General features: G+C 57.8%; 21 protein-coding genes. 10 read left to right on the plus strand and 11 right to left on the minus strand.

The window, feature by feature from the left end:
- The first annotated feature begins 252 nt into the window (after nucleotides 1–252).
- Nucleotides 253–1029 carry an alpha/beta hydrolase gene (locus TM5383_RS13300; RefSeq protein WP_159438573.1) on the plus strand — a complete coding sequence of 259 codons (777 nt, stop codon included), beginning with the start codon at nucleotides 253–255 and terminating at the stop codon, nucleotides 1027–1029.
- On the opposite strand, the gene TM5383_RS13305 is transcribed toward TM5383_RS13300, so the two are convergent.
- Genes TM5383_RS13305 through TM5383_RS13315 form a run of 3 tightly spaced genes read right to left on the minus strand, consistent with a single transcriptional unit; the run spans nucleotide 1026 to nucleotide 3303 of the window.
- Entirely contained in the window at nucleotides 1026–1622 is a 597-nt protein-coding gene (locus TM5383_RS13305; RefSeq protein ID WP_058319539.1) for a Smr/MutS family protein, read from the minus strand. The genes TM5383_RS13300 and TM5383_RS13305 overlap by 4 nt on opposite strands.
- Entirely contained in the window at nucleotides 1619–2653 is a 1035-nt protein-coding gene (mltA, locus tag TM5383_RS13310; protein ID WP_058319540.1) for a murein transglycosylase A, read from the minus strand. The genes TM5383_RS13305 and mltA overlap by 4 nt, the downstream gene beginning before the upstream one ends.
- The gene (locus tag TM5383_RS13315) at nucleotides 2650–3303 is read right to left on the minus strand and encodes a Tim44/TimA family putative adaptor protein (protein WP_058319541.1); all 654 of its coding nucleotides are present in this window, start codon (nucleotides 3301–3303) and stop codon (nucleotides 2650–2652) included. The genes mltA and TM5383_RS13315 overlap by 4 nt, the downstream gene beginning before the upstream one ends.
- A gap of 107 nt (nucleotides 3304–3410) precedes the next feature.
- On the opposite strand from TM5383_RS13315, the gene TM5383_RS13320 reads away from it, so the two are divergent.
- Both TM5383_RS13320 and secB read left to right on the plus strand, forming a co-directional pair.
- Nucleotides 3411–3911 carry an FxsA family protein gene (locus TM5383_RS13320; RefSeq protein WP_058319542.1) on the plus strand — a complete coding sequence of 167 codons (501 nt, stop codon included), beginning with the start codon at nucleotides 3411–3413 and terminating at the stop codon, nucleotides 3909–3911.
- A gap of 56 nt (nucleotides 3912–3967) precedes the next feature.
- Nucleotides 3968–4459, plus strand: a complete 492-nt coding sequence (secB, locus tag TM5383_RS13325; protein ID WP_058319543.1) for a protein-export chaperone SecB — start codon at nucleotides 3968–3970, stop codon at nucleotides 4457–4459.
- Between the two features lie 51 nt (nucleotides 4460–4510).
- On the opposite strand, the gene dnaQ is transcribed toward secB, so the two are convergent.
- The 4 genes from dnaQ to TM5383_RS13345 are packed head-to-tail and all read right to left on the minus strand — an operon-like array spanning nucleotide 4511 to nucleotide 7295.
- Nucleotides 4511–5251, minus strand: a complete 741-nt coding sequence (gene dnaQ, locus TM5383_RS13330) for a DNA polymerase III subunit epsilon (protein WP_058319544.1) — start codon at nucleotides 5249–5251, stop codon at nucleotides 4511–4513.
- 3 nt (nucleotides 5252–5254) lie between these two features.
- Nucleotides 5255–5854, minus strand: coding sequence for a dephospho-CoA kinase (gene coaE, locus TM5383_RS13335; RefSeq protein ID WP_058319545.1), 600 nt, complete (start codon nucleotides 5852–5854; stop codon nucleotides 5255–5257).
- An 11-nt stretch (nucleotides 5855–5865) separates the two neighbouring features.
- Complete coding sequence (locus tag TM5383_RS13340) at nucleotides 5866–6699, minus strand: shikimate dehydrogenase (protein WP_058319546.1); 834 nt, start codon at nucleotides 6697–6699, stop codon at nucleotides 5866–5868.
- Nucleotides 6696–7295, minus strand: a complete 600-nt coding sequence (locus tag TM5383_RS13345; protein ID WP_058319547.1) for a Maf family protein — start codon at nucleotides 7293–7295, stop codon at nucleotides 6696–6698. The genes TM5383_RS13340 and TM5383_RS13345 overlap by 4 nt, the downstream gene beginning before the upstream one ends.
- 601 nt (nucleotides 7296–7896) lie before the next feature.
- Here TM5383_RS13345 and rho point away from each other — a divergent pair.
- From rho to TM5383_RS13375, 6 genes are read left to right on the plus strand one after another with little or no spacing between them, the layout of a single operon-like run.
- Nucleotides 7897–9168, plus strand: a complete 1272-nt coding sequence (gene rho, locus TM5383_RS13350) for a transcription termination factor Rho (protein WP_058319548.1) — start codon at nucleotides 7897–7899, stop codon at nucleotides 9166–9168.
- A 19-nt stretch (nucleotides 9169–9187) separates the two neighbouring features.
- Complete coding sequence (gene mnmE, locus TM5383_RS13355; RefSeq protein ID WP_058319549.1) at nucleotides 9188–10474, plus strand: tRNA uridine-5-carboxymethylaminomethyl(34) synthesis GTPase MnmE; 1287 nt, start codon at nucleotides 9188–9190, stop codon at nucleotides 10472–10474.
- Between the two features lie 3 nt (nucleotides 10475–10477).
- Nucleotides 10478–12355 carry a tRNA uridine-5-carboxymethylaminomethyl(34) synthesis enzyme MnmG gene (gene mnmG, locus TM5383_RS13360; protein ID WP_082645488.1) on the plus strand — a complete coding sequence of 626 codons (1878 nt, stop codon included), beginning with the start codon at nucleotides 10478–10480 and terminating at the stop codon, nucleotides 12353–12355.
- Nucleotides 12352–12960: a 16S rRNA (guanine(527)-N(7))-methyltransferase RsmG gene (rsmG, locus tag TM5383_RS13365; protein WP_058319551.1), complete on the plus strand. Its 609-nt coding sequence runs from the start codon at nucleotides 12352–12354 to the stop codon at nucleotides 12958–12960. The genes mnmG and rsmG overlap by 4 nt, the downstream gene beginning before the upstream one ends.
- Nucleotides 12953–13765, plus strand: coding sequence for a ParA family protein (locus TM5383_RS13370; RefSeq protein WP_058319552.1), 813 nt, complete (start codon nucleotides 12953–12955; stop codon nucleotides 13763–13765). The genes rsmG and TM5383_RS13370 overlap by 8 nt, the downstream gene beginning before the upstream one ends.
- Nucleotides 13766–13782: 17 nt before the next feature.
- On the plus strand, nucleotides 13783–14703 hold the full coding sequence (locus TM5383_RS13375; protein ID WP_058319553.1) for a ParB/RepB/Spo0J family partition protein: 921 nt from the start codon (nucleotides 13783–13785) through the stop codon (nucleotides 14701–14703).
- A gap of 41 nt (nucleotides 14704–14744) precedes the next feature.
- On the opposite strand, the gene TM5383_RS13380 is transcribed toward TM5383_RS13375, so the two are convergent.
- The 4 genes from TM5383_RS13380 to rph are packed head-to-tail and all read right to left on the minus strand — an operon-like array spanning nucleotide 14745 to nucleotide 17633.
- Complete coding sequence (locus tag TM5383_RS13380) at nucleotides 14745–15098, minus strand: YbaN family protein (protein WP_058319554.1); 354 nt, start codon at nucleotides 15096–15098, stop codon at nucleotides 14745–14747.
- Between the two features lies 1 nt (nucleotide 15099).
- Nucleotides 15100–16257: a radical SAM family heme chaperone HemW gene (gene hemW, locus TM5383_RS13385; RefSeq protein WP_058319580.1), complete on the minus strand. Its 1158-nt coding sequence runs from the start codon at nucleotides 16255–16257 to the stop codon at nucleotides 15100–15102.
- 46 nt (nucleotides 16258–16303) lie between these two features.
- Nucleotides 16304–16915: an RdgB/HAM1 family non-canonical purine NTP pyrophosphatase gene (gene rdgB, locus TM5383_RS13390; protein ID WP_058319581.1), complete on the minus strand. Its 612-nt coding sequence runs from the start codon at nucleotides 16913–16915 to the stop codon at nucleotides 16304–16306.
- A gap of 1 nt (nucleotide 16916) precedes the next feature.
- Nucleotides 16917–17633, minus strand: a complete 717-nt coding sequence (gene rph, locus TM5383_RS13395) for a ribonuclease PH (RefSeq protein WP_058319555.1) — start codon at nucleotides 17631–17633, stop codon at nucleotides 16917–16919.
- Nucleotides 17634–17783: 150 nt separating this feature from the next.
- On the opposite strand from rph, the gene hrcA reads away from it, so the two are divergent.
- Nucleotides 17784–18848 carry a heat-inducible transcriptional repressor HrcA gene (gene hrcA, locus TM5383_RS13400; RefSeq protein ID WP_058319556.1) on the plus strand — a complete coding sequence of 355 codons (1065 nt, stop codon included), beginning with the start codon at nucleotides 17784–17786 and terminating at the stop codon, nucleotides 18846–18848.

The raw sequence follows: 18848 nt of genomic DNA on the forward strand, positions 1-18848 counted from the left end.
ACTGGAATTGGGGAACAGAAAACTGTTTTTGTCGCCACACAGCGCGAACCTGCTGAAAAGGGCTGGTTTGGTGGCGAACGTGCCGAAAAGCTATCCTTTCTTGATGTCGATGTCTCAATTCCACCGGATCGAAAAAAGGGGAAGCTGCCCCGCCGCTATGGACCAAATCCCGATCTAAATCGGCACTTCGCGGTCACGGGCCGGCAGGACCATGCAAATGTACAGGCTTTCACCCGTGCATTGCGGCAGGATTTGAACAACTTACCCGCCATAGAACGCGACGTTCTGATCTATGTGCACGGGTATAACAACACTTTCACCGATGGTTTGTTCCGGGTCGCCCAGATGCAGAAAGACTTCGACCTAAAGGGGCTGTCTGTTCACTATTCCTGGCCGTCAGCGGCGAACCCGCTGGGTTATACCTATGACCGTGACTCGGTCCTTTATACCCGCGACGGGCTGGAACAAATGCTGCGCGCCGTCAGCGCTGCCAAGCCGCGCAAGATCGTGCTGGTGGGCCATTCGTTGGGCACCATGCTGGTGATGGAAACCCTACGCCAAATTGAAATCTCCAGCCCCGGCTGGACGAAACGCCATCTGGGTGGCGTTGTACTGGTCGCGCCTGATTTGGATGTCGACGTGTTTCGGGCACAGGCAGCGCGGTTTGCCAAACTGCCCTATCCTTTTGTGATTTTCTCATCCTCGCGCGACCGCGCGCTGCAACTCAGCCGTCGGATCAATGGCAGCCATGCCCGATTGGGGGGGCTGCAAGACGCAACAGAATTGTCCGACTTGCCAGTCACCCTGATTGATGTCAGCCAATTTGCAACGGGTCTGGGGGCAGATCATTTCACGCCTGGAACCTCACCACTGTTGATTCAGCTGCTCAGCAAGGGCGAAGAGTTACAGCAAGCCTTTGAAAGCGATATGGCCGGTCGGTCAGGTTTGGTGCCCGGCACCGTGATCACCGCGCAGCAGGCAACGCATGTGATCCTATCGCCACTGATGCTGGCACAGTCGTTGCGCTAGCGACTTTTGCGCAGATAGACGTAGTACGCGCCACTGCCGCCGTGGCTGATATGCGCCTCTTGCACCTGCATGACGATATGGCTCAGCGGGGCCATGCGCAGCCATTGCGGCACGTTATGTTTCAACACGCCATAACGCACCGGAATAGGGCCCCCGTCGTCTCGGTGTTTGCCCTTGCCGGTGATAACCAACACCAACCGTTTGCCTTGGGCATGGGCGCGGCTGACAAACCCGATCAGCGCTGGATGCGCCTTGTCCATCGTCATGCCGTGCAGGTCGATGCGACCTTCGGGCACCAGCTTGCCGCGTTTCATTTTGCCAAACTGTTTGCTGTCCATCTGCACCGGTGCTTTGCGCAGGGCATCACCAACGGACGGCGCCAGATTATGCGGCGCACCTGTGCCCTTGGCCTTCGCCCCGATACGGAAGGCCTGCAGATCCTCCGGCCCCTGATGGGCGCGGGGTTTCTTCACCGGCTTGGGTTTTGGTTTCGGCAGCTCCGCACGGGTCAGTTCGGGGTGCATCTTTTCAGTCGTTTCAACAACCCGTTTCCACAGGGCCACCTCTTCGTCGTTCAACCGGCGGCGGGTCATAGCGCGTCCTCCTCCGGTAGGGCGGCATAGGCCCGTTGGATCGGCATCAAGACATACATCCGCCCCGGATCACGCAAACGGCCAGCCGCCTTGCCCGCCACATCACCGGTTCCGAAAAAGATATCAGCCCGCTGCGCACCTTTGATGGCTGATCCAGTATCCTGCGCGATCATCAGACGGCGCATCGGCCCTTCGCCGTCCTTTTCCACCCAAACCGGCGCCCCCAGCGGGGTGTAGCGCGGATCAACAGCGATGGAGCGCAGCGCAGTGATCGAGCGGTTCATCGCCCCCAGCGGCCCCTGTTCCGGCGACACGCGCGTCACCTTGCGAAAGAACACATAGGACGGGTTGGTCCGCAATAGTGCCGCGCCATCCACCGGATTACGCCGCACCCAGTTTTGGATGACCTGTGCCGACACCTGATGCGGCTGATACACCCCACGGCGGATCAATTCCTGCCCGACAGAACGGTAGTTGTGCCCGTTATTGCCGCCATACCCCACACGGATATGCGCACCAGAAGGCAGGCGGATACGACCGGACCCCTGGATTTGCAGAAAAAACAGCTCGACCGGATCATCGACCCAGGCGATTTCCAAACCGCGCCCCTTCATCGTTGGGCCAGTTTCGATCTGTTCGCGGGTCAGCCACTGTCCCTGCGCCTCGCGCGGTTTGGCGTAAACCGGATAGCGGTAACGGGATGTCTGTGTAAGCGATCCGTCCAACTCCGGCTCAAAATAACCGGTGAACATCGCATCTTTGCCCGCCTCTTCGATCAGGACGGGACGAAAGAACAGTTCAAAAAAGGCGCGGGGGTTTTCGATGGTATCAGCCAGCGCGCACAGGGCGGCATAATCCGGCTGATCCATATCCATACAGGTGTTGCGAAATGTCGCCAAAGCGCTGGCGTGGTCATCTTTGGCCCAGCCATCAAGATCCTGAAAATTCAGGATTTTATAAGATAGCTCCGCCTGCGCCGAACTGGCCGCAAGCAGTCCTGCCAAAGACGCTGCCGCCAGTCGTTTGATCATTCGCCCGTGGCCACCAGTTGCCAGTTCGGGTTGTCGCTGCCCATCTGACGGGCAAAGGTCCAGACGTCCTTCTGACGCTTGATCACATCGGCTTTGCCTTCGACGATTTCGCCGCTGGCGTCTTTGACCACAGAGGTCAGTTCACCCACGAAACGCACGGTGATTTCGCCCAGACCATCGTTCAGCTCTGCCTCAACCAGCTGCGTTTCACGCACGCCGAAGAATTCTGCATCAACGCTCAAACCAGCGGCGTGACGTGCCTCAATCACCTCGGCGAAGCTTTCATAAACGTCGGAACCCAGGAACGGCTTCAGCTCTTCCAGATCACCACGTTCAAAGCCCATCAAGATCCATTCATAGGCAGAGCGCGCACCGCCAATGAATTCGCCAACGTTAAACGACGGTTCCAGCCGCTTCATTTCTGCCAGAGCAGTTGCCGTGGCGCTGCCTTCTTCGGCGTGGTCGATGATGTCACGATCAGGGCCACCTTCGATAACCTCAAAGGTGTTCTGACGGTGTGCCGGTTGCGGTGCATCACGTTCCACCGGTTTTTCAAAACCTTCCCGCGTGCCCAGCACATTTTTCAATCGCATGACCAGAAATACAGCGATCCCCAGCAGTACCAGTGTTTGCAACATCGCAGAGTCCATTCCATCCCTTTCGACGCAAAGGCGTTTAAACGTCCTGTTAGGAACCTTATGTAGGTGACGCAGGTGGCCAAGTCCACCGCAGCCGACATAAAGAAAGGGTCAAAACAATGTGGCTTCTCCTGGCATTCATCGGAGTTCCAGTAATCGAGATTGCACTGTTCATTCAGGTGGGCGGCGCGATTGGAACATGGTCCACACTGTTGATCGTTGTGCTGACCGCAATGTTAGGCACCTATATGGTGCGGGCACAGGGCCGTTTGGCGATTGGCAATCTCCAACGCTCTTTCTCGCAGCTGGATGATCCGACAGAACCATTGGCCCATGGCGCGATGGTGCTGATTTCAGGTGTTTTGCTGCTGACGCCCGGCTTTTTCACCGATGGCGTCGGCTTTGCCTTGCTGATCCCAGCCGTACGGTCGGCGGTCTTTCGCTACATTCGCGCCCGGGTCACGGTTCAAAGTTTCAGCATGGGCGCCGAAATGCACAGCACTGCGCAACCACACCGCCCCAACCATCCCGTTGATGAAACCATCATCGAAGGCGAGTTTACAGAGGTTGATCCAAACAAACGCCCAACACATGAACCCTCTGGTTGGACCAAGCATTGAGGCAGTCCTTGCTAGCTGATAAGGAAGGGCGGAAAGTCTATTCTTGGAGATAAATAATGGCTGACAATGGTGCCGCCCAACCGCAGGCCCCCGCCGTCAAGATGAACGTCCTGAACCAGTTCATCCGTGACATGTCCTTTGAAAACATCCTGGCGCAAAAAGGTGCCTCGGGTGAGGTCCAACCGGACGTAAACGTACAGGTAAACCTCGACGCGAAAAAGCGCGCGACGGAAAACCAGTACGAAGTGGCGATCAAACTGCAGGTCACCTCGACCAACAAAGAAGGCGGCGAAAACCTGTTCCTGCTGGAAGTGGACTATGTTGGCCTGTTCCACATCGAAAACGTACCAGAGGATCAGCTGCACCCGTTCCTGCTGATCGAATGCCCGCGTCTGCTGTTCCCGTTCCTGCGTCGCATCGTATCCGACGTGACCCGCGACGGTGGCTTCCCGCCGCTGAACCTGGAAAACATCGACTTCATGGCGCTCTACCGCAACGAACTGGCACGTCGCGCACAGTCCGAAGCAGCGGCAGCACCTGCTAACTAAGATCAGGCGGGGCGGTCAAACCGCCCCTCGCCATTGATCTGCTGCCCCCAACTACTGTTCGGACAGTTTTTTCCAAAGCGCATCGTCGCCCATTTTATCAACGAATGTTGCATGGGCGGCGGTTTCTTCCTCGGTAATCCGCGGTGGCAGTTTTGCCGGTCGCGGGAACGGACGCCAGTCATCCCCGACTGTCCCCTCAGTTGCACCAGTTCCAGCAACCGCTGACAGACCAAAATCCGGCTGCCGCCCCCCGATCATTTCCAGATACACATCCGCCAGAATTTCCGAGTCAAGCAACGCCCCGTGCAGCACACGGTTGGAGTTGTCGATGCCATAACGGCGGCACAGCGCATCCAGCGTCGCGGGCGAACCAGGGAACTTCTTGCGCGCCATCGCCAGTGTATCCAGCGACTGTTCCATAGGTAGGGTACGGAAACCGTTGCGCTTCAACTCGGCATTCAGGAACCGCATATCGAATTTGGCGTTATGGATAACCATTTGGGAATCCTGCACAAAATCTAGGAATCCCTGTGCCACCTCTTTGAACAGCGGCTTATCGCGCAATGTCACCTGACCGGGCTTAGGATCTTGCGGTGGTTCCAGCAGGTCAGGGCCGATACCATGCACACCAAACGCTTCATCTGGCATCATCCGTTCGGGGTTGGTGTAGACGTGAAACGTCTTGCCCGTCGGCATGTGGTTGAACAGCTCAAGACAGCCGATTTCGACAATCCGGTCGCTGCCCTCCGCCTCAAAGCCGGTGGTTTCCGTATCCAGAACGATCTGACGCATCGGTTAATCCCCTGTCTCAGCCATACGGCTGCGAATGCTGTCCAGCAACGCCTCGACCTGCGAACGGGCGTGATCTGGCGTGTCTGTCTCAATCTCATAGTCGGCGCGGGCGCGTTTTTCTGCGATCGGCATCTGTTTTGCACGGATCGCTTCGAACTGAGCCTCGCTCATCGTGCCACGGGCCATCACGCGGGCGCGCTGCGTATCTTCGTCGACATAGACCGTGACGCTGGCGTCCATACCCTTATCACCGCCAGTTTCAAACAGCAGCGGGATGTCGAACACCAATATGTCTGCGGTCGCATCGTCAATGAATGCCGCCCGATCCGCGGCCACCAGCGGATGCACAATCGCCTCGATCTGTTTTAACACTGACGGATCCGCCATAATGTGCTGTTTCAACACATCCCGCGACACCGCCCCCTCAATCACCGCATCCGGCAACAGCGCCGCCATAGCAGGCACAGCGGCACCACCAACCCCGTAGATCCGGTGCACCGCCGCATCCGCATCCCAGACCGCACAGCCCAGATCGGCAAAGATCTGTGCGGTGGTCGATTTGCCCATCCCGATGGAGCCAGTGAGGCCCAGTTTAAACGCCATACCCAGCCCCCTCAGCGCAGCAGAATGGCGCGAATGTCCGCCGCTACCTCTGGGCGCTGACCAAACCAGCGTTCAAACCCCGGTACGGCCTGATGGATCAACATACCCAAACCGTCCACGGTGACACAGCCCATGTCCTCTGCCTCGCGCAGCAGGCGTGTTTGCAGCGGGTTATAAACCAGATCGGTGACCAAAGCGCCCTTTTGCAGCCCATCCAGCGGCACGCGCAATTCAGGATGGCCCATCATGCCCAGACTGGTGGTGTTCACCACTGTTGCAGCATCTTCCAGCATATTGCCGGCCTGCACCCAATCGACCACTTTGACCTTGTTGCCAAAATCCGCCCGCAAAGCCTCTGCCCGCGGGCGGGTGCGATTGCTAAGGTATATTTCAGGCACCCCCGCATCCAACAGCGATGACAACACCGCTCGCGCCGCACCACCAGCGCCCAGAACAGCGGCGGGTCCAGATGCAGGATCCCACTCCGGCGCGGATTGTTGCAGGTTAGCAATAAAGCCATACCCATCTGTATTGTCCGCGTGAATGCGCCCATCCGCAGTGAAGGTCAGCGTGTTCGCCGCCCCGATCAGCGCGGCGCGATCCGTGACATCATCGGCAATACGCAACGCCGCCTCTTTATGCGGGACGGTGACGTTCACACCAACATATCCCGCCTTGGGCAGGGCGCGCAGCACCTCTTCGAAATCCTGCGGCGCCACGTCCATCGGCACATAATGCCCCGCCAGCCCCAACTTGCGCAGCCAATGACCATGCAGACGCGGCGATTTGCTATGGGCAATCGGATGACCGATCACACCGGCCAAGGGAATCTTCGCTGCACTCATTGTTGCAGATCTCCTCTCAGGGTCAGGTAGTTGAGCATTTCCATCAATGGCAAACCTAAGACAGTGAAATAGTCCCCGTCTATACGCGAAAACAGGCGCACGCCCTCGGCCTCCAACTGATAACCGCCAACACTGTGCGATACCTCAGGCCAATTGCGATCCAGATAGCCATCAAGGAAGTCGTCCGAAAAATCGCGCATCCGCAGACGCACCTGCCCAATATGACGCCAGATCGGTTTTCCCGCCTCACAGATCACCGCAGCCGAGAGCAGCATGTGCCGTTCGCCGCGCATGTCGATCAGCTGAGCGCGGGCCTCTTCACGGGTTTCGGGTTTCGACAGCATCCGACCACCCAAATCCAAAACCTGATCACAACCGATGACCAAGGCATCCGGTTCCTTCTCGCTGACCTTCAACGCCTTCATCTCAGCCAAGGTGTCCGCAATGTCCCGCGGCGGCGCCCCCTCGGCCAAGAGCGAATCCTTAACCATGTCTTCATCGACTCGTGGTTTGATGATTCGCACCTCGACACCGGCATTTTTCAGCATTTCGGCCCGAATGGCGGAGCCCGACGCCAGGATCAGATTTTTTTTCATTTTTCTTTTGCACCCCCATGCTCTTCACTCATGTGGATAACCCAGTGGGAAACCGATTGAACAGACCTGTGGATCGGAAATGAATGATCTGGATACTTTTCCGGCCTGTGCAAAACCCACCCAACTTTCACGCGAATACCCTTTTCTTACCCTCTTGGGACAAGGATAAGCGCGCCCGTGTGGATAATTGCCCTTACCCCGTCAGATTCCAAAGTTTTCCAACAAGGCTATAAACAGGGTAATTCGGACGCTAAGTGGTTGATAATATAGTTATAAAATACGACTCATCTGGCTATGAAAATTTCACTTTTCCCACCAGTTTTCAACAATCCAATTTTCATGTGAAAACACCACCGGATAAGGCGCTAATCCACAGAAATTCTTCCCCCTAAAATCAAATACAAAAAATCTTTTTTCTTATATTTTTTTAAGAGGGGCCTTCAGGGCGTTCTCAGATCGAGCTGAGCAGGGTTCATGCCGTTTCTGAGAATTGACTCAAAATCTCGACGCCCCTAAGAAGGGTTCACGCCTCGTCCGAGGCAAAAGTTTCCATGTCATCACAGTAAGTGCAGCGCCGCGTGGCGTTGACGCAGGATTTTCTATGAGCGTACAGCGTCTGAACCTTGCCGATCTCAAAGCCAAAAGCCCGAAGGACCTGGTGTCCCAGGCCGAAGAGCTGGAGATCGAAAACGCCTCCACCATGCGGAAGGGCGAGATGATGTTCCAGATTCTCCGCGAAATGGCGGATGAGGGTTGGGACATCGGCGGTGACGGTGTGCTTGAGGTTCTGCAGGACGGTTTCGGTTTCCTGCGTTCGCCAGAGGCAAACTACCTCTCTGGTCCAGATGACATCTACGTATCGCCCGACATGATCCGCAAATTTTCGCTGCGTACCGGCGACACCGTGTCCGGCGTGATCAAAGCACCGGAAGAGAACGAGCGTTACTTTGCCCTGACCGAAGTTGAATCCATCAACTTCGAAGATCCGGAAAAAGCGCGCCACAAGATCGCGTTCGACAACCTGACGCCGCTCTACCCTGATGAGCGCCTGCAGATGGAGATCGAAGATCCCACCATCAAAGATCGTTCCGCCCGCATCATCGACCTGGTTGCGCCGATCGGTAAAGGCCAGCGTTCGCTGATTGTGGCGCCGCCGCGCACCGGTAAAACCGTTCTGCTTCAAAACATTGCGCATAGTATCGAACAAAACCACCCCGAATGTTACCTGATCGTGCTGCTGATCGACGAACGCCCCGAAGAGGTGACCGATATGCAGCGTTCGGTGAAGGGGGAAGTCATTTCTTCGACCTTTGATGAACCTGCGACGCGCCACGTTGCCGTGTCCGAAATGGTGATGGAAAAGGCCAAACGTCTGGTCGAACACAAACGCGATGTTGTGATCCTGCTCGACTCGATCACCCGTCTGGGCCGTGCGTTCAACACTGTTGTACCGTCGTCGGGCAAGGTTCTGACCGGTGGTGTCGACGCCAACGCGCTGCAACGTCCGAAACGTTTCTTCGGTGCCGCACGTAACGTCGAAGAGGGCGGGTCGCTGACCATCATCGCCACCGCGCTGATCGACACCGGTTCGCGTATGGATGAGGTGATCTTTGAAGAATTCAAAGGCACCGGTAACTCGGAAATTGTTCTGGATCGTAAGGTTGCGGATAAACGCGTCTTCCCGGCGATGGACATCCTCAAATCCGGTACCCGGAAAGAGGATCTGCTGGTCGACGCAAAGAACCTGCAGAAAACCTTCGTTCTGCGCCGCATCCTGAACCCGATGGGCACCACGGACGCGATCGAATTCCTGATTTCCAAGCTGAAACAGACCAAAACCAACGGCGAATTCTTCGATTCAATGAACGGTTAACACTGTCAGGGGCCCCGTGATGGACACGATCTTCGCCCTTGCCACCGCACACGGCAAGGCCGGGGTGGCAGTGGTTCGCATTTCAGGACCGCAGGCGTTTACCGCTGGTGAACGTCTGGCCGGAACTTTGCCCGAACCGCGTCGGGCAGGGCTGCGCCTGTTGCGTGATGCGGATGGTGTTCGGCTGGATGAGGCTCTGATCCTGACGTTTGAGGACCGCGCCAGCTTCACCGGCGAGCCGGTGGTCGAGCTGCAATTGCACGGATCTGTCGCCGTTGTCGGCGCAGTTTTGCGTGAATTAGGCTCGATTTCCGATCTGCGTCAGGCAGAACCGGGGGAGTTCACCCGCCGTGCATTGGAAAATGGCCGTCTGGATTTGGCCCAGGTCGAAGGACTGGCCGATCTGATCGAGGCCGAGACAGAGGCGCAACGCCGTCAGGCCCTGCGCGTGTTGTCCGGTGATCTGGGCGGCAAGGCCGAAGGATGGCGCCGCGATCTGATCCGCGCCGCCGCCTTGATCGAGGCAACGATTGATTTCGCCGACGAAGATGTGCCGGTTGATGTGTCACCCGAGGTGACGGAGCTGCTGACGGGTGTGATGTCGTCACTCGACGCAGAAATCGCTGGTGTTTCTGCCGCCGAAAGGGTGCGCAGCGGATTTGAGGTGGCTATCGTAGGCGCGCCAAATGTTGGAAAATCTACGCTTCTCAATGCTTTAGCGGGTCGGGACGCGGCGATTACTTCGGAGTTCGCAGGCACGACGCGCGATGTGATCGAGGTGCGGATGGACATCGCCGGCCTGCCCGTCACGCTGCTGGATACAGCCGGATTGCGCGAAACGCAGGACAAGATCGAAGAGATCGGCATTCAGCGCGCCCGCGAACGCGCAGCCTTGGCGGATCTCCGCGTGTTTCTGGTTGAGGGTGATCAGCGCCCGGACTTCACACCGGAATCCGACGACATCGTGTTGAAGGCCAAGGCCGATCTACTAGATGATAAATCAGGCGCAGTATCTGGTGTCAGCGGTGATGGCGTGGCCGCCTTGATCGACGCGGTGTCCGAAAAACTGTCGCAGCGCACCGCAAATATCGGCATCGCAACGCGCGAACGTCATCGGATCGCAATGGAGCGCGCGGTGGATGCACTGACCAGCGCCAAGATGTTCGCCTCAATGGGCGAAGATATGACCGAACTGGCAGCTGAGGAAATGCGCACTGCGATCCGTGCCCTCGACGCACTGGTCGGCCGTATTGATGTTGAAAACCTGCTGGACGAAATCTTCGCCAGCTTCTGTCTTGGGAAGTGAGGAGTGTTTCACGTGAAACAATTCGACTTCGATGTTGTGGTGATCGGTGCCGGTCACGCTGGTTGTGATGCTGCTGCCGCCGCTGCGCGGAAGGGTGCAAAAACGGCTTTGGTGACGCTGAAACGCGAAGGCATTGGCGTGATGTCCTGCAATCCGGCCATCGGCGGGCTAGGGAAGGGGCATCTGGTCCGCGAAGTGGATGCACTAGATGGCGTGATGGGCCGTGTTGCGGATGTGTCTGGCATCCAATTCCGCCTGCTGAACCGTCGCAAAGGCCCCGCTGTGCAGGGGCCGCGCTGTCAGTCCGACCGCAAACTCTATCGCGAAGCGATGCTGGCCGAGATGGAGGCGCAAGACGGCCTGGACATTATCGAAGGCGAAGCGACTGATTTCATTATGAAAGACGGTGCCGTATGCGGCGCAATGCTGGATGATGGGACCGCGCTGAATGCCAAGCAAGTGGTGCTGACCACAGGCACGTTCCTGCGTGGCATCATCCACATTGGTGACGAACAACGACCGGGTGGTCGTATAGGCGACAAACCGTCGGTCAAACTGGCAGAGCGGATTGATAGCTTCAACCTGCCACTGGGGCGCCTGAAGACGGGTACGCCGCCGCGTCTGGATGGGCGCACGATCAAGTGGGATCTGCTCGACAGCCAGCCTGGTGATGATGACCCCGTTGTATTTTCCTTTATGTCCGAAGGTGTTACCGCGCCTCAGGTGGTGTGTGGTATCACTCACACCAATGAACGCACGCACCAGATTATCCGCGAAAATCTCGACCGTTCCGCGATGTACGGTGGGCATATTGACGGCGTTGGTCCGCGGTATTGCCCGTCGATCGAGGATAAAATCGTCCGTTTTGCCGATAAAACATCGCACCAAGTGTTTTTGGAGCCAGAGGGAGCGGACGATCATACGGTTTATCCAAACGGCATTTCGACGTCATTGCCCGAGGATGTTCAGCTGGACTACATTCGATCAATCTACGGGTTGGAGGATGCAGTGATCCTGCAACCGGGCTACGCGATTGAATACGACTATGTTGATCCGCGTGCCTTGGACGATGTTTTGTCTGTGAAAACGGTTCCAGGGCTGTTCCTTGCCGGCCAAATCAACGGAACCACGGGGTATGAAGAGGCGGCTGCGCAGGGCCTCGTCGCTGGCGTAAACGCTGCGGCGCGCGCGCTGGGGCAGGCGCCGGTGACTTTTAGTCGCTCGGACAGCTATATCGGTGTAATGATCGATGATCTGACCACGCGTGGGGTAACGGAACCTTATCGTATGTTCACATCGCGCGCAGAATTCCGATTGTCTTTGCGGGCGGACAATGCTGACCAGCGTTTGACACCTAAGGCGATTGAACACGGTTTTGCATCTGATGCGCGCCGCGTTGCGTTTGAAGACAAGATGCAGCAGCTGGATTCTGGTCGCAAGCGTCTGGAAGAGGCAAGTTATACGCCACGCCAGCTGTCTGAGCATGGGTTGAAGGTGAATCAGGATGGCGCGCGCCGCAGTTTGTTCCAGATCCTGGCATTTCCTGATGTAGACTTTGCCAAGCTGATCGAGCTTGATCCGACCTTGGCAGATATCGACCCCGCAATTCAGGAACAGCTGGAAAAAGACGCGCTATATGCCAATTACATTCAGCGCCAACAACGCGATGTCGAAGCGGTGAAACGGGACGAACAACAAGTTATTCCGCAGGACTTTCAATACGATGCGATTGATGGTCTGTCGAATGAGCTGAAGCTGAAGTTGAACCAAGCACGCCCAGCGAACCTATCGCAAGCAGCCCGAGTGGATGGGATGACACCTGCTGCTTTGACCTTGCTGTTGGCAAAGCTTCGGCAAGCCAAGCGGGAGAAACGCGCGTGAGTGACCTTGGAATAGATGTTTCACGTGAAACATTGGATCGGCTGCACGCCTATGTCGCGCTGCTGGAAAAGTGGAACCCGCGTATCAATCTGGTGGCGCGGTCCACGCTTGGGCAGATGTGGGAACGGCATTTTGTCGATTCCGCGCAGGTTTTTGGCTATGCGCCTGAGGATGCCGAGCATTGGGTCGATCTGGGCAGCGGCGGAGGCTTCCCCGGGCTGGTGGTCGCAACGCTTGCATTGGAATATCGACCAAACCTTCGCGTGACCTTGGTCGAAAGCGATACACGCAAAGCGACCTTTCTGCGAACCGTTATCCGTGAACTTGGGCTGAACGCCAAAGTCATCGACAAACGAATTGAAGCGATTGAGCCGCTGAATGCTGATGTGCTTTCGGCGCGTGCGCTTGCTGATTTGAGTATGTTGTTGGCGTTTTCTGATCAGCACCTAAGCGAAAAGGGTACAGCGCTGTTTCCTAAAGGTGCCACTTGGGAAAAAGAGGTGCTGGACGCACAGCAAACATGGCGATTCTCGTACGACCGTTTTACAAGTAAGACAGAGGCTGAGGCCGTTGTTCTGAGAATTAGGGAAGTGTCGCATGTCTGATCCAACCCGTCCTATGGGGCCCAAGATCATCTCTGTCGCCAACCAGAAGGGTGGGGTGGGGAAAACCACGACCACGATTAACCTCGGGGCGGCGTTGGCGGCGCAGGGACTGAACGTTCTGGTGGTTGATCTGGATCCTCAGGGGAACGCATCTACCGGGTTGGGCGTCGAAAACGATGCGCGTGAATTCACCACCTATGAACTGTTGCTGGATGAGGTCGACCTGGAACAGGTGATTCAGCCGACCGGCACCGCAGGTCTCAGCATTATTCCTGCGACGGTTGACCTGAGCTCAGCGGATATTGAGCTGATTTCCAATGAAAAGCGGGTGTTCTTGCTGCATGATGCGTTGCGTCAGCATGCGATGGATCGGTTGAACTATGATTATGTGCTGATCGATTGCCCGCCGTCTTTGAACCTGTTGACGGTGAACGCGATGGTGGCGTCACATTCGGTTTTGGTTCCACTGCAGTCAGAGTTTTTTGCACTCGAAGGACTGTCGCAGCTGATGCTGACAATCCGCGAGGTGCGTAGTACCGCAAATCCCGATCTGCGGATCGAGGGGATCGTGCTGACGATGTATGATGCGCGGAACAACTTGTCACAACAGGTTGAGGCGGATGCGCGCGATAACCTGGGTGAATTGGTGTTTGAAACCGTGATCCCGCGCAATGTGCGGGTGTCCGAGGCGCCATCCTACGCGGTGCCGGTGTTGGAATATGATCCGAATTCCAAAGGTGCGCAGGCCTATTTGCAGCTGGCGCGTGAGTTGGTTGGGAAATCTGTCCGCGTCGCGGCGCAATAAGATAGCAGGAGAGAACGATGGTTGATCGTCCGAAAACCCGTGGCTTGGGGCGCGGTCTGTCCGCATTAATGGCGGATGTGACACCGCCCACAGCAGCTGCCGATACAGGGCAGGGGGCGTCCGCGCGCCGGCCGGACATGATGGTCCCCATTGAGAAGGTGCATCCGAACCCTGATCAGCCGCGCCGCACCTTTACCGAGGAGCAGCTGCAAGAACTGGCCGCGTCGATCAAGGAAAAGGGTATCATCCAGCCGTTGGTCGTTCGCGAACGCCCTGGTGACAAAGGCGCTTATGAGATCGTTGCGGGTGAACGCCGCTGGCGCGCTGCGCAGATCGCGATGCAGCACACCATTCCAGTGATTGTGCGCGACTTCGACGATACTGAGGTGTTGGAAGTCGCGATTATCGAAAACATCCAGCGCGCGGACCTGAACCCGGTGGAAGAGGCCGCTGGCTACAAGGCGCTGATGGACAAGTTCGGCCACACGCAGGAGAAACTCTCCGAAGTGCTGGGCAAGAGCCGGTCCTACATTGCCAACCTTGTGCGTCTTCTGCAGCTGCCTGATGAAGTGCAGGAGTTTCTGCGCGACGGCAAGCTGAGCGCTGGTCACGCAAGGGCATTGATCACATCTGACGATGCGGTATCGCTGGCGAAGAAAGTGATAAGCTCTGGCCTGTCCGTGCGCGAGACGGAGCGTTTGGCGAAGAAGACCGTTTCCGAGCTGTCCGAAATGGATCAGCCTCGTCCCAAGGCGCCGCGCAAGTCGGTGGAAAAAGATGCGGATACCCGTGCGTTGGAGGCGGATCTGTCCGCCGCGCTGCGCATGAAGGTTTCGATCGACCATGATGCCGGTGGTGAAAGCGGTAAACTGATCATCTCTTACGAGGACTTCGATGGTCTGGATGAGCTGTGCCGGAAGTTGTCGGTCGTCAGCTAACTTGTTTCACGTGAAACATTGAACACGGACTGCGCCCGAAATTAGCTGTTCGGGCGGGTCCAGATGAACAAGAGGACGCAGGACAGCGTCACCGCTTGGATCACGATCACCTTCACAGGTACCCCCACCAACAGTGATACGACAAACACCGCGATGATCGAGAGTGTTGCGTAGCGTTTGCCGCGCGGGTTGATGGCGCCGCGTTCTTGCCATTCGCGGATGGAGGGGCCGAAGGTGGGGTGGGTGATCAGCCAGTTGTGCAACCGTTCGCTGGATCGGGCGAAAAAGAACGCCGCCAGCAACATGAACGGCACTGTGGGCAATAGGGGCAGGACCACACCCAGTAGTCCCAGCCCAACGCTGATCAATCCTAAAGCTGCCCAGAGGTAGCGCATATCAATCCACCAATAACTCTTTGATAACCGCATTAAGGACCATGCGCCCGTCCTCTGTCACTTGGACAGAGTGTCCCGTATCAATGATCATTCCGATATCGGAGAGGTAGCTCAAACGCTCCGCATTCAAGGGCTGACCGGCCAGCATTTCATAGCGCTGTTTGTCTAGCCCTTCACGGATACGCAGCCCCATCATCAGGTATTCACCTGCTTGATCTTGTGGGTCAATGGCATGGCGTACCTCGGCGCGCTCACCTGCTTCGATGCTGTGCAGCCATTTGCCGGGGGCGTGTTCGGTATCGCTGCCATAGCGTTGGCCGTCAATGGTTATCCGGCCATGGGCGCCAGGACCGATGCCAATGAAATCGCCGTAGCGCCAGTAGATCAGGTTGTGGCGGCTTTCAGCGCCGGGCAGGGCGTGGTTGGAGACTTCATAGGCCTCCATCCCCGCCTCGGCACAGATCTCTTGGGTGGCGGCGTACATGTCGGCGGCGCTGTCATCTTCGGGCAGGCCACGCAGCAACCCGCGATCATAGCGGTCGCCGAAGGCGGTGCCTTGTTCGATGGTCAGTTGGTAGAGTGACAGATGGTCAATCGCCATGCCCAACGCCTGACGCAGTTCTGCCTGCCAGTCGGACAGCGTTTGGTCCTGACGGGCATAGATCAGGTCAAAGCTGACGCGGTCGAACTGGTTGCGGGCGATGTCAAATGCGGCCTGCGCCTCTGCCACGCTGTGCATGCGGCCCAGACGTTTCAGGTCGCGGTCGTTCAGGGATTGGATCCCCATAGACACACGGGACACCCCAGCCTGCGCGTAATCGCGGAAACGGCCTGCCTCGACCGAGGTAGGGTTGGCCTCTAGCGTGACCTCCAGATCGTTGGCCTGCGGCCAGATCTGATGCACCCGATCAAGGATGCCGTGGACCACATAGGGTTCCATCAGTGACGGCGTGCCACCGCCGAAGAAGATAGATTTCAGCACGCGATCCGGCATTTCAGCCGCGTAGCGATCCAGCTCTTTCAGGTAGGCGTCCAGCCAGCGGCGTTGGTCGATTTGGCGGGAGACGTGCGAGTTGAAATCGCAGTAGGGGCATTTGGCCGCGCAGAACGGCCAATGCAGGTAGAGGCCGAAGCCCCCTTGCTGCCAGTCGGTGGCCAGCGCCGCGCTGCGGTCGCTGGCCTGTGTGGTGGCAGGGGCAGGTGATTTAGCCAAAGCAACCGGCAAGGAAGGCCTGAACAGCGCGGCCGCGGTGGCTGATGCTGTTCTTTTCTTCCTTCTCCATCTCGGCGCAGGTGATGTCATAGCCGTCGGGCATGAACATCGGATCATAGCCAAAACCGTGTTCGCCCCGGATCGGCCAAACCAGCGTGCCGGGCATCACGCCTTCGAACACCTCGTCATGCCCATCGGGCCAGGCCAGAACCAGTGTGCAGCGGAACTGCGCGGTGCGCGGGGCATCGGGGCCCTTGGCGGTGATTTCGTCATTGGCGCGGGTCATCGCCATCATGAAATCGCGGCCCTGACCGGTTTCGGCCCAATCGGCGGTGTATACGCCGGGGGCACCCTCCAGTGCATCAATGGTGATGCCGCTGTCATCGCTGAGGGCTGGCAGACCGGTGGCCTTGGCGGCGGCGTGGGCCTTGATGCGGGCGTTGCCGACGAAGGTGTCTTCGGTCTCTTCCGGTTCCGGCAGGTCCATGGCGGCGGCACCCACCACGGTCACACCGTGGGGGGCCAGCATTTCGGTCATCTCTTGCAGTTTGCCCGCATTGTGCGTGGCGACCAGCAGTTTATCACCGTCAAACTTGCGCATCAGATCACTCTCCAACCGCGGCCAGCTGGGCGGCGGCCAGTTCGGCAACACCCTGTTCGGCCAGATCCAGCAGCTGGTTCATTTGATCACGGCTGTAGGTCGCGCCCTCTGCCGACATTTGGGTTTCGATCATCTGACCGTTGGCCAGCATGATGAAGTTGCCGTCAACGCCTGCTTCGCTGTCCTCGGGGTAGTCCAGATCCAGAACCGGCTGACCGGCGTAGATGCCGCAGGATACCGCCGCCACCGGCGAGATCAGCGGGTTCGATGTGACCTGACCGGTTTTCATCAGCTTCTGCACGGCCAGTTTCAGCGCGACCCAGCCGCCGGTGATCGACGCACAACGGGTGCCGCCATCGGCCTGAATAACGTCACAGTCGACGGTGATCTGACGTTCGCCCAGTGCGGAACGATCGACGCCAGCACGCAGGGAACGGCCGATCAGACGCTGGATTTCCACGGTGCGGCCACCCTGTTTGCCCATCGCCGCCTCACGGCGCATGCGGGATGTGGTTGAACGCGGCAGCATACCGTATTCGGCGGTGACCCAGCCCAGGCCCGATCCTTTGATAAACGGCGGCACGCGGTCCTCAATCGTGGCGGTGCACAGCACGTGGGTGTCGCCCATGCGGATCATGCAGGACCCTTCGGCGTGTTTGGTCACGTTGGTTTCAATCGAAACAGGGCGCATTTGGTTCAGCTGACGGCCGGATGGGCGCATGGTGTTGGTCCTTGTCTAGGAAATGTCGATAGAATTGACTGCGGGGATACAGGGGCAAGGGGGCGTCTTGCAAGCCTGTCCTTCCAACCTGCCCGGCAAGCGTGATTGACCTTTCTGCACCATGCGATTTAATGAGCAACAGAGGTAGAGATGACAGATCGCAGCAAAACCCTGGACCAGATGAATGACCGTTCCCGCGAGGTGTTTCGCCGGGTGGTGGAGGGGTATTTGCACAATGGCGAACCCGTCGGGTCCCGCACCCTGACCCGCGAGATGAGCGAGAAAGTCAGCGCCGCGACCATCCGCAATGTGATGAACGATCTGGAATACCTGGGCCTGCTGGACAGCCCGCATGTCAGCGCCGGTCGTGTGCCGACGCAGCAGGGGCTGCGGATGTTCGTTGATGGCCTGCTAGAGGTGCGTGATCTGGACCACACCGACCGCCACGCGCTGGATCAGACCGTCAGCAGCAATGCGGGCGATGTGCAGGACGTGCTGGATCGGGTATCCACCGCGCTGTCGGGCGTCACACAGGGGGCATCGCTGGTGCTGACGCCAAAACATGAGGCCGCGATTAAACATGTGGAGTTTGTCAGCCTAGGCCCTGACCGGGCGCTGGTGGTGCTGGTCTTTGCTGATGGGCATGTCGAAAACCGCGTTTTCACCCCGCCAGCGGGGCAGACGCCGTCCGCCATGCGGGAGGCGGCGAATTTTGTAAACGCCTTTGTCGAGGGTAAGACGCTGAGCGAATTGCGCTCCTCTATGAAGCAGCAGATTGAGGCACGCCGCCAAGAGATCGACGTGCTGGCTCATGCGCTGATCGACAGCGGCATGGCGGTTTGGGCCGAGGATGGCGACCAACACGAACGTCTGATCGTGCGGGGGCGGTCGAATCTGTTGCAAACCGAAGGCGCCGAAGAGGACCTGGACCGCATCCGCGAGCTGTTTGATGACCTGGAACGCAAGCGTGATATCGCCGATTTCCTCGATCTGACCGAGGCAGGCGATGGCGTGCGCATTTTTATTGGGTCTGAGAACAAACTTTTCTCACTTTCGGGTTCCTCTTTGGTGGTCTCTCCATATATGAACGCTGACCGTAAGATTGTTGGTGCGGTGGGGGTGATCGGTCCCACACGACTGAACTATGGCCGGATTGTTCCGATTGTGGACTACACGGCGCAGTTGGTGGGGCGGATGATTTCGGACCGCAGCTAA

Origin of the sequence: Thalassovita mediterranea, from assembly GCF_001458435.1 — a bacterium.
GTDB lineage: Bacteria > Pseudomonadota > Alphaproteobacteria > Rhodobacterales > Rhodobacteraceae > Thalassobius > Thalassobius mediterraneus.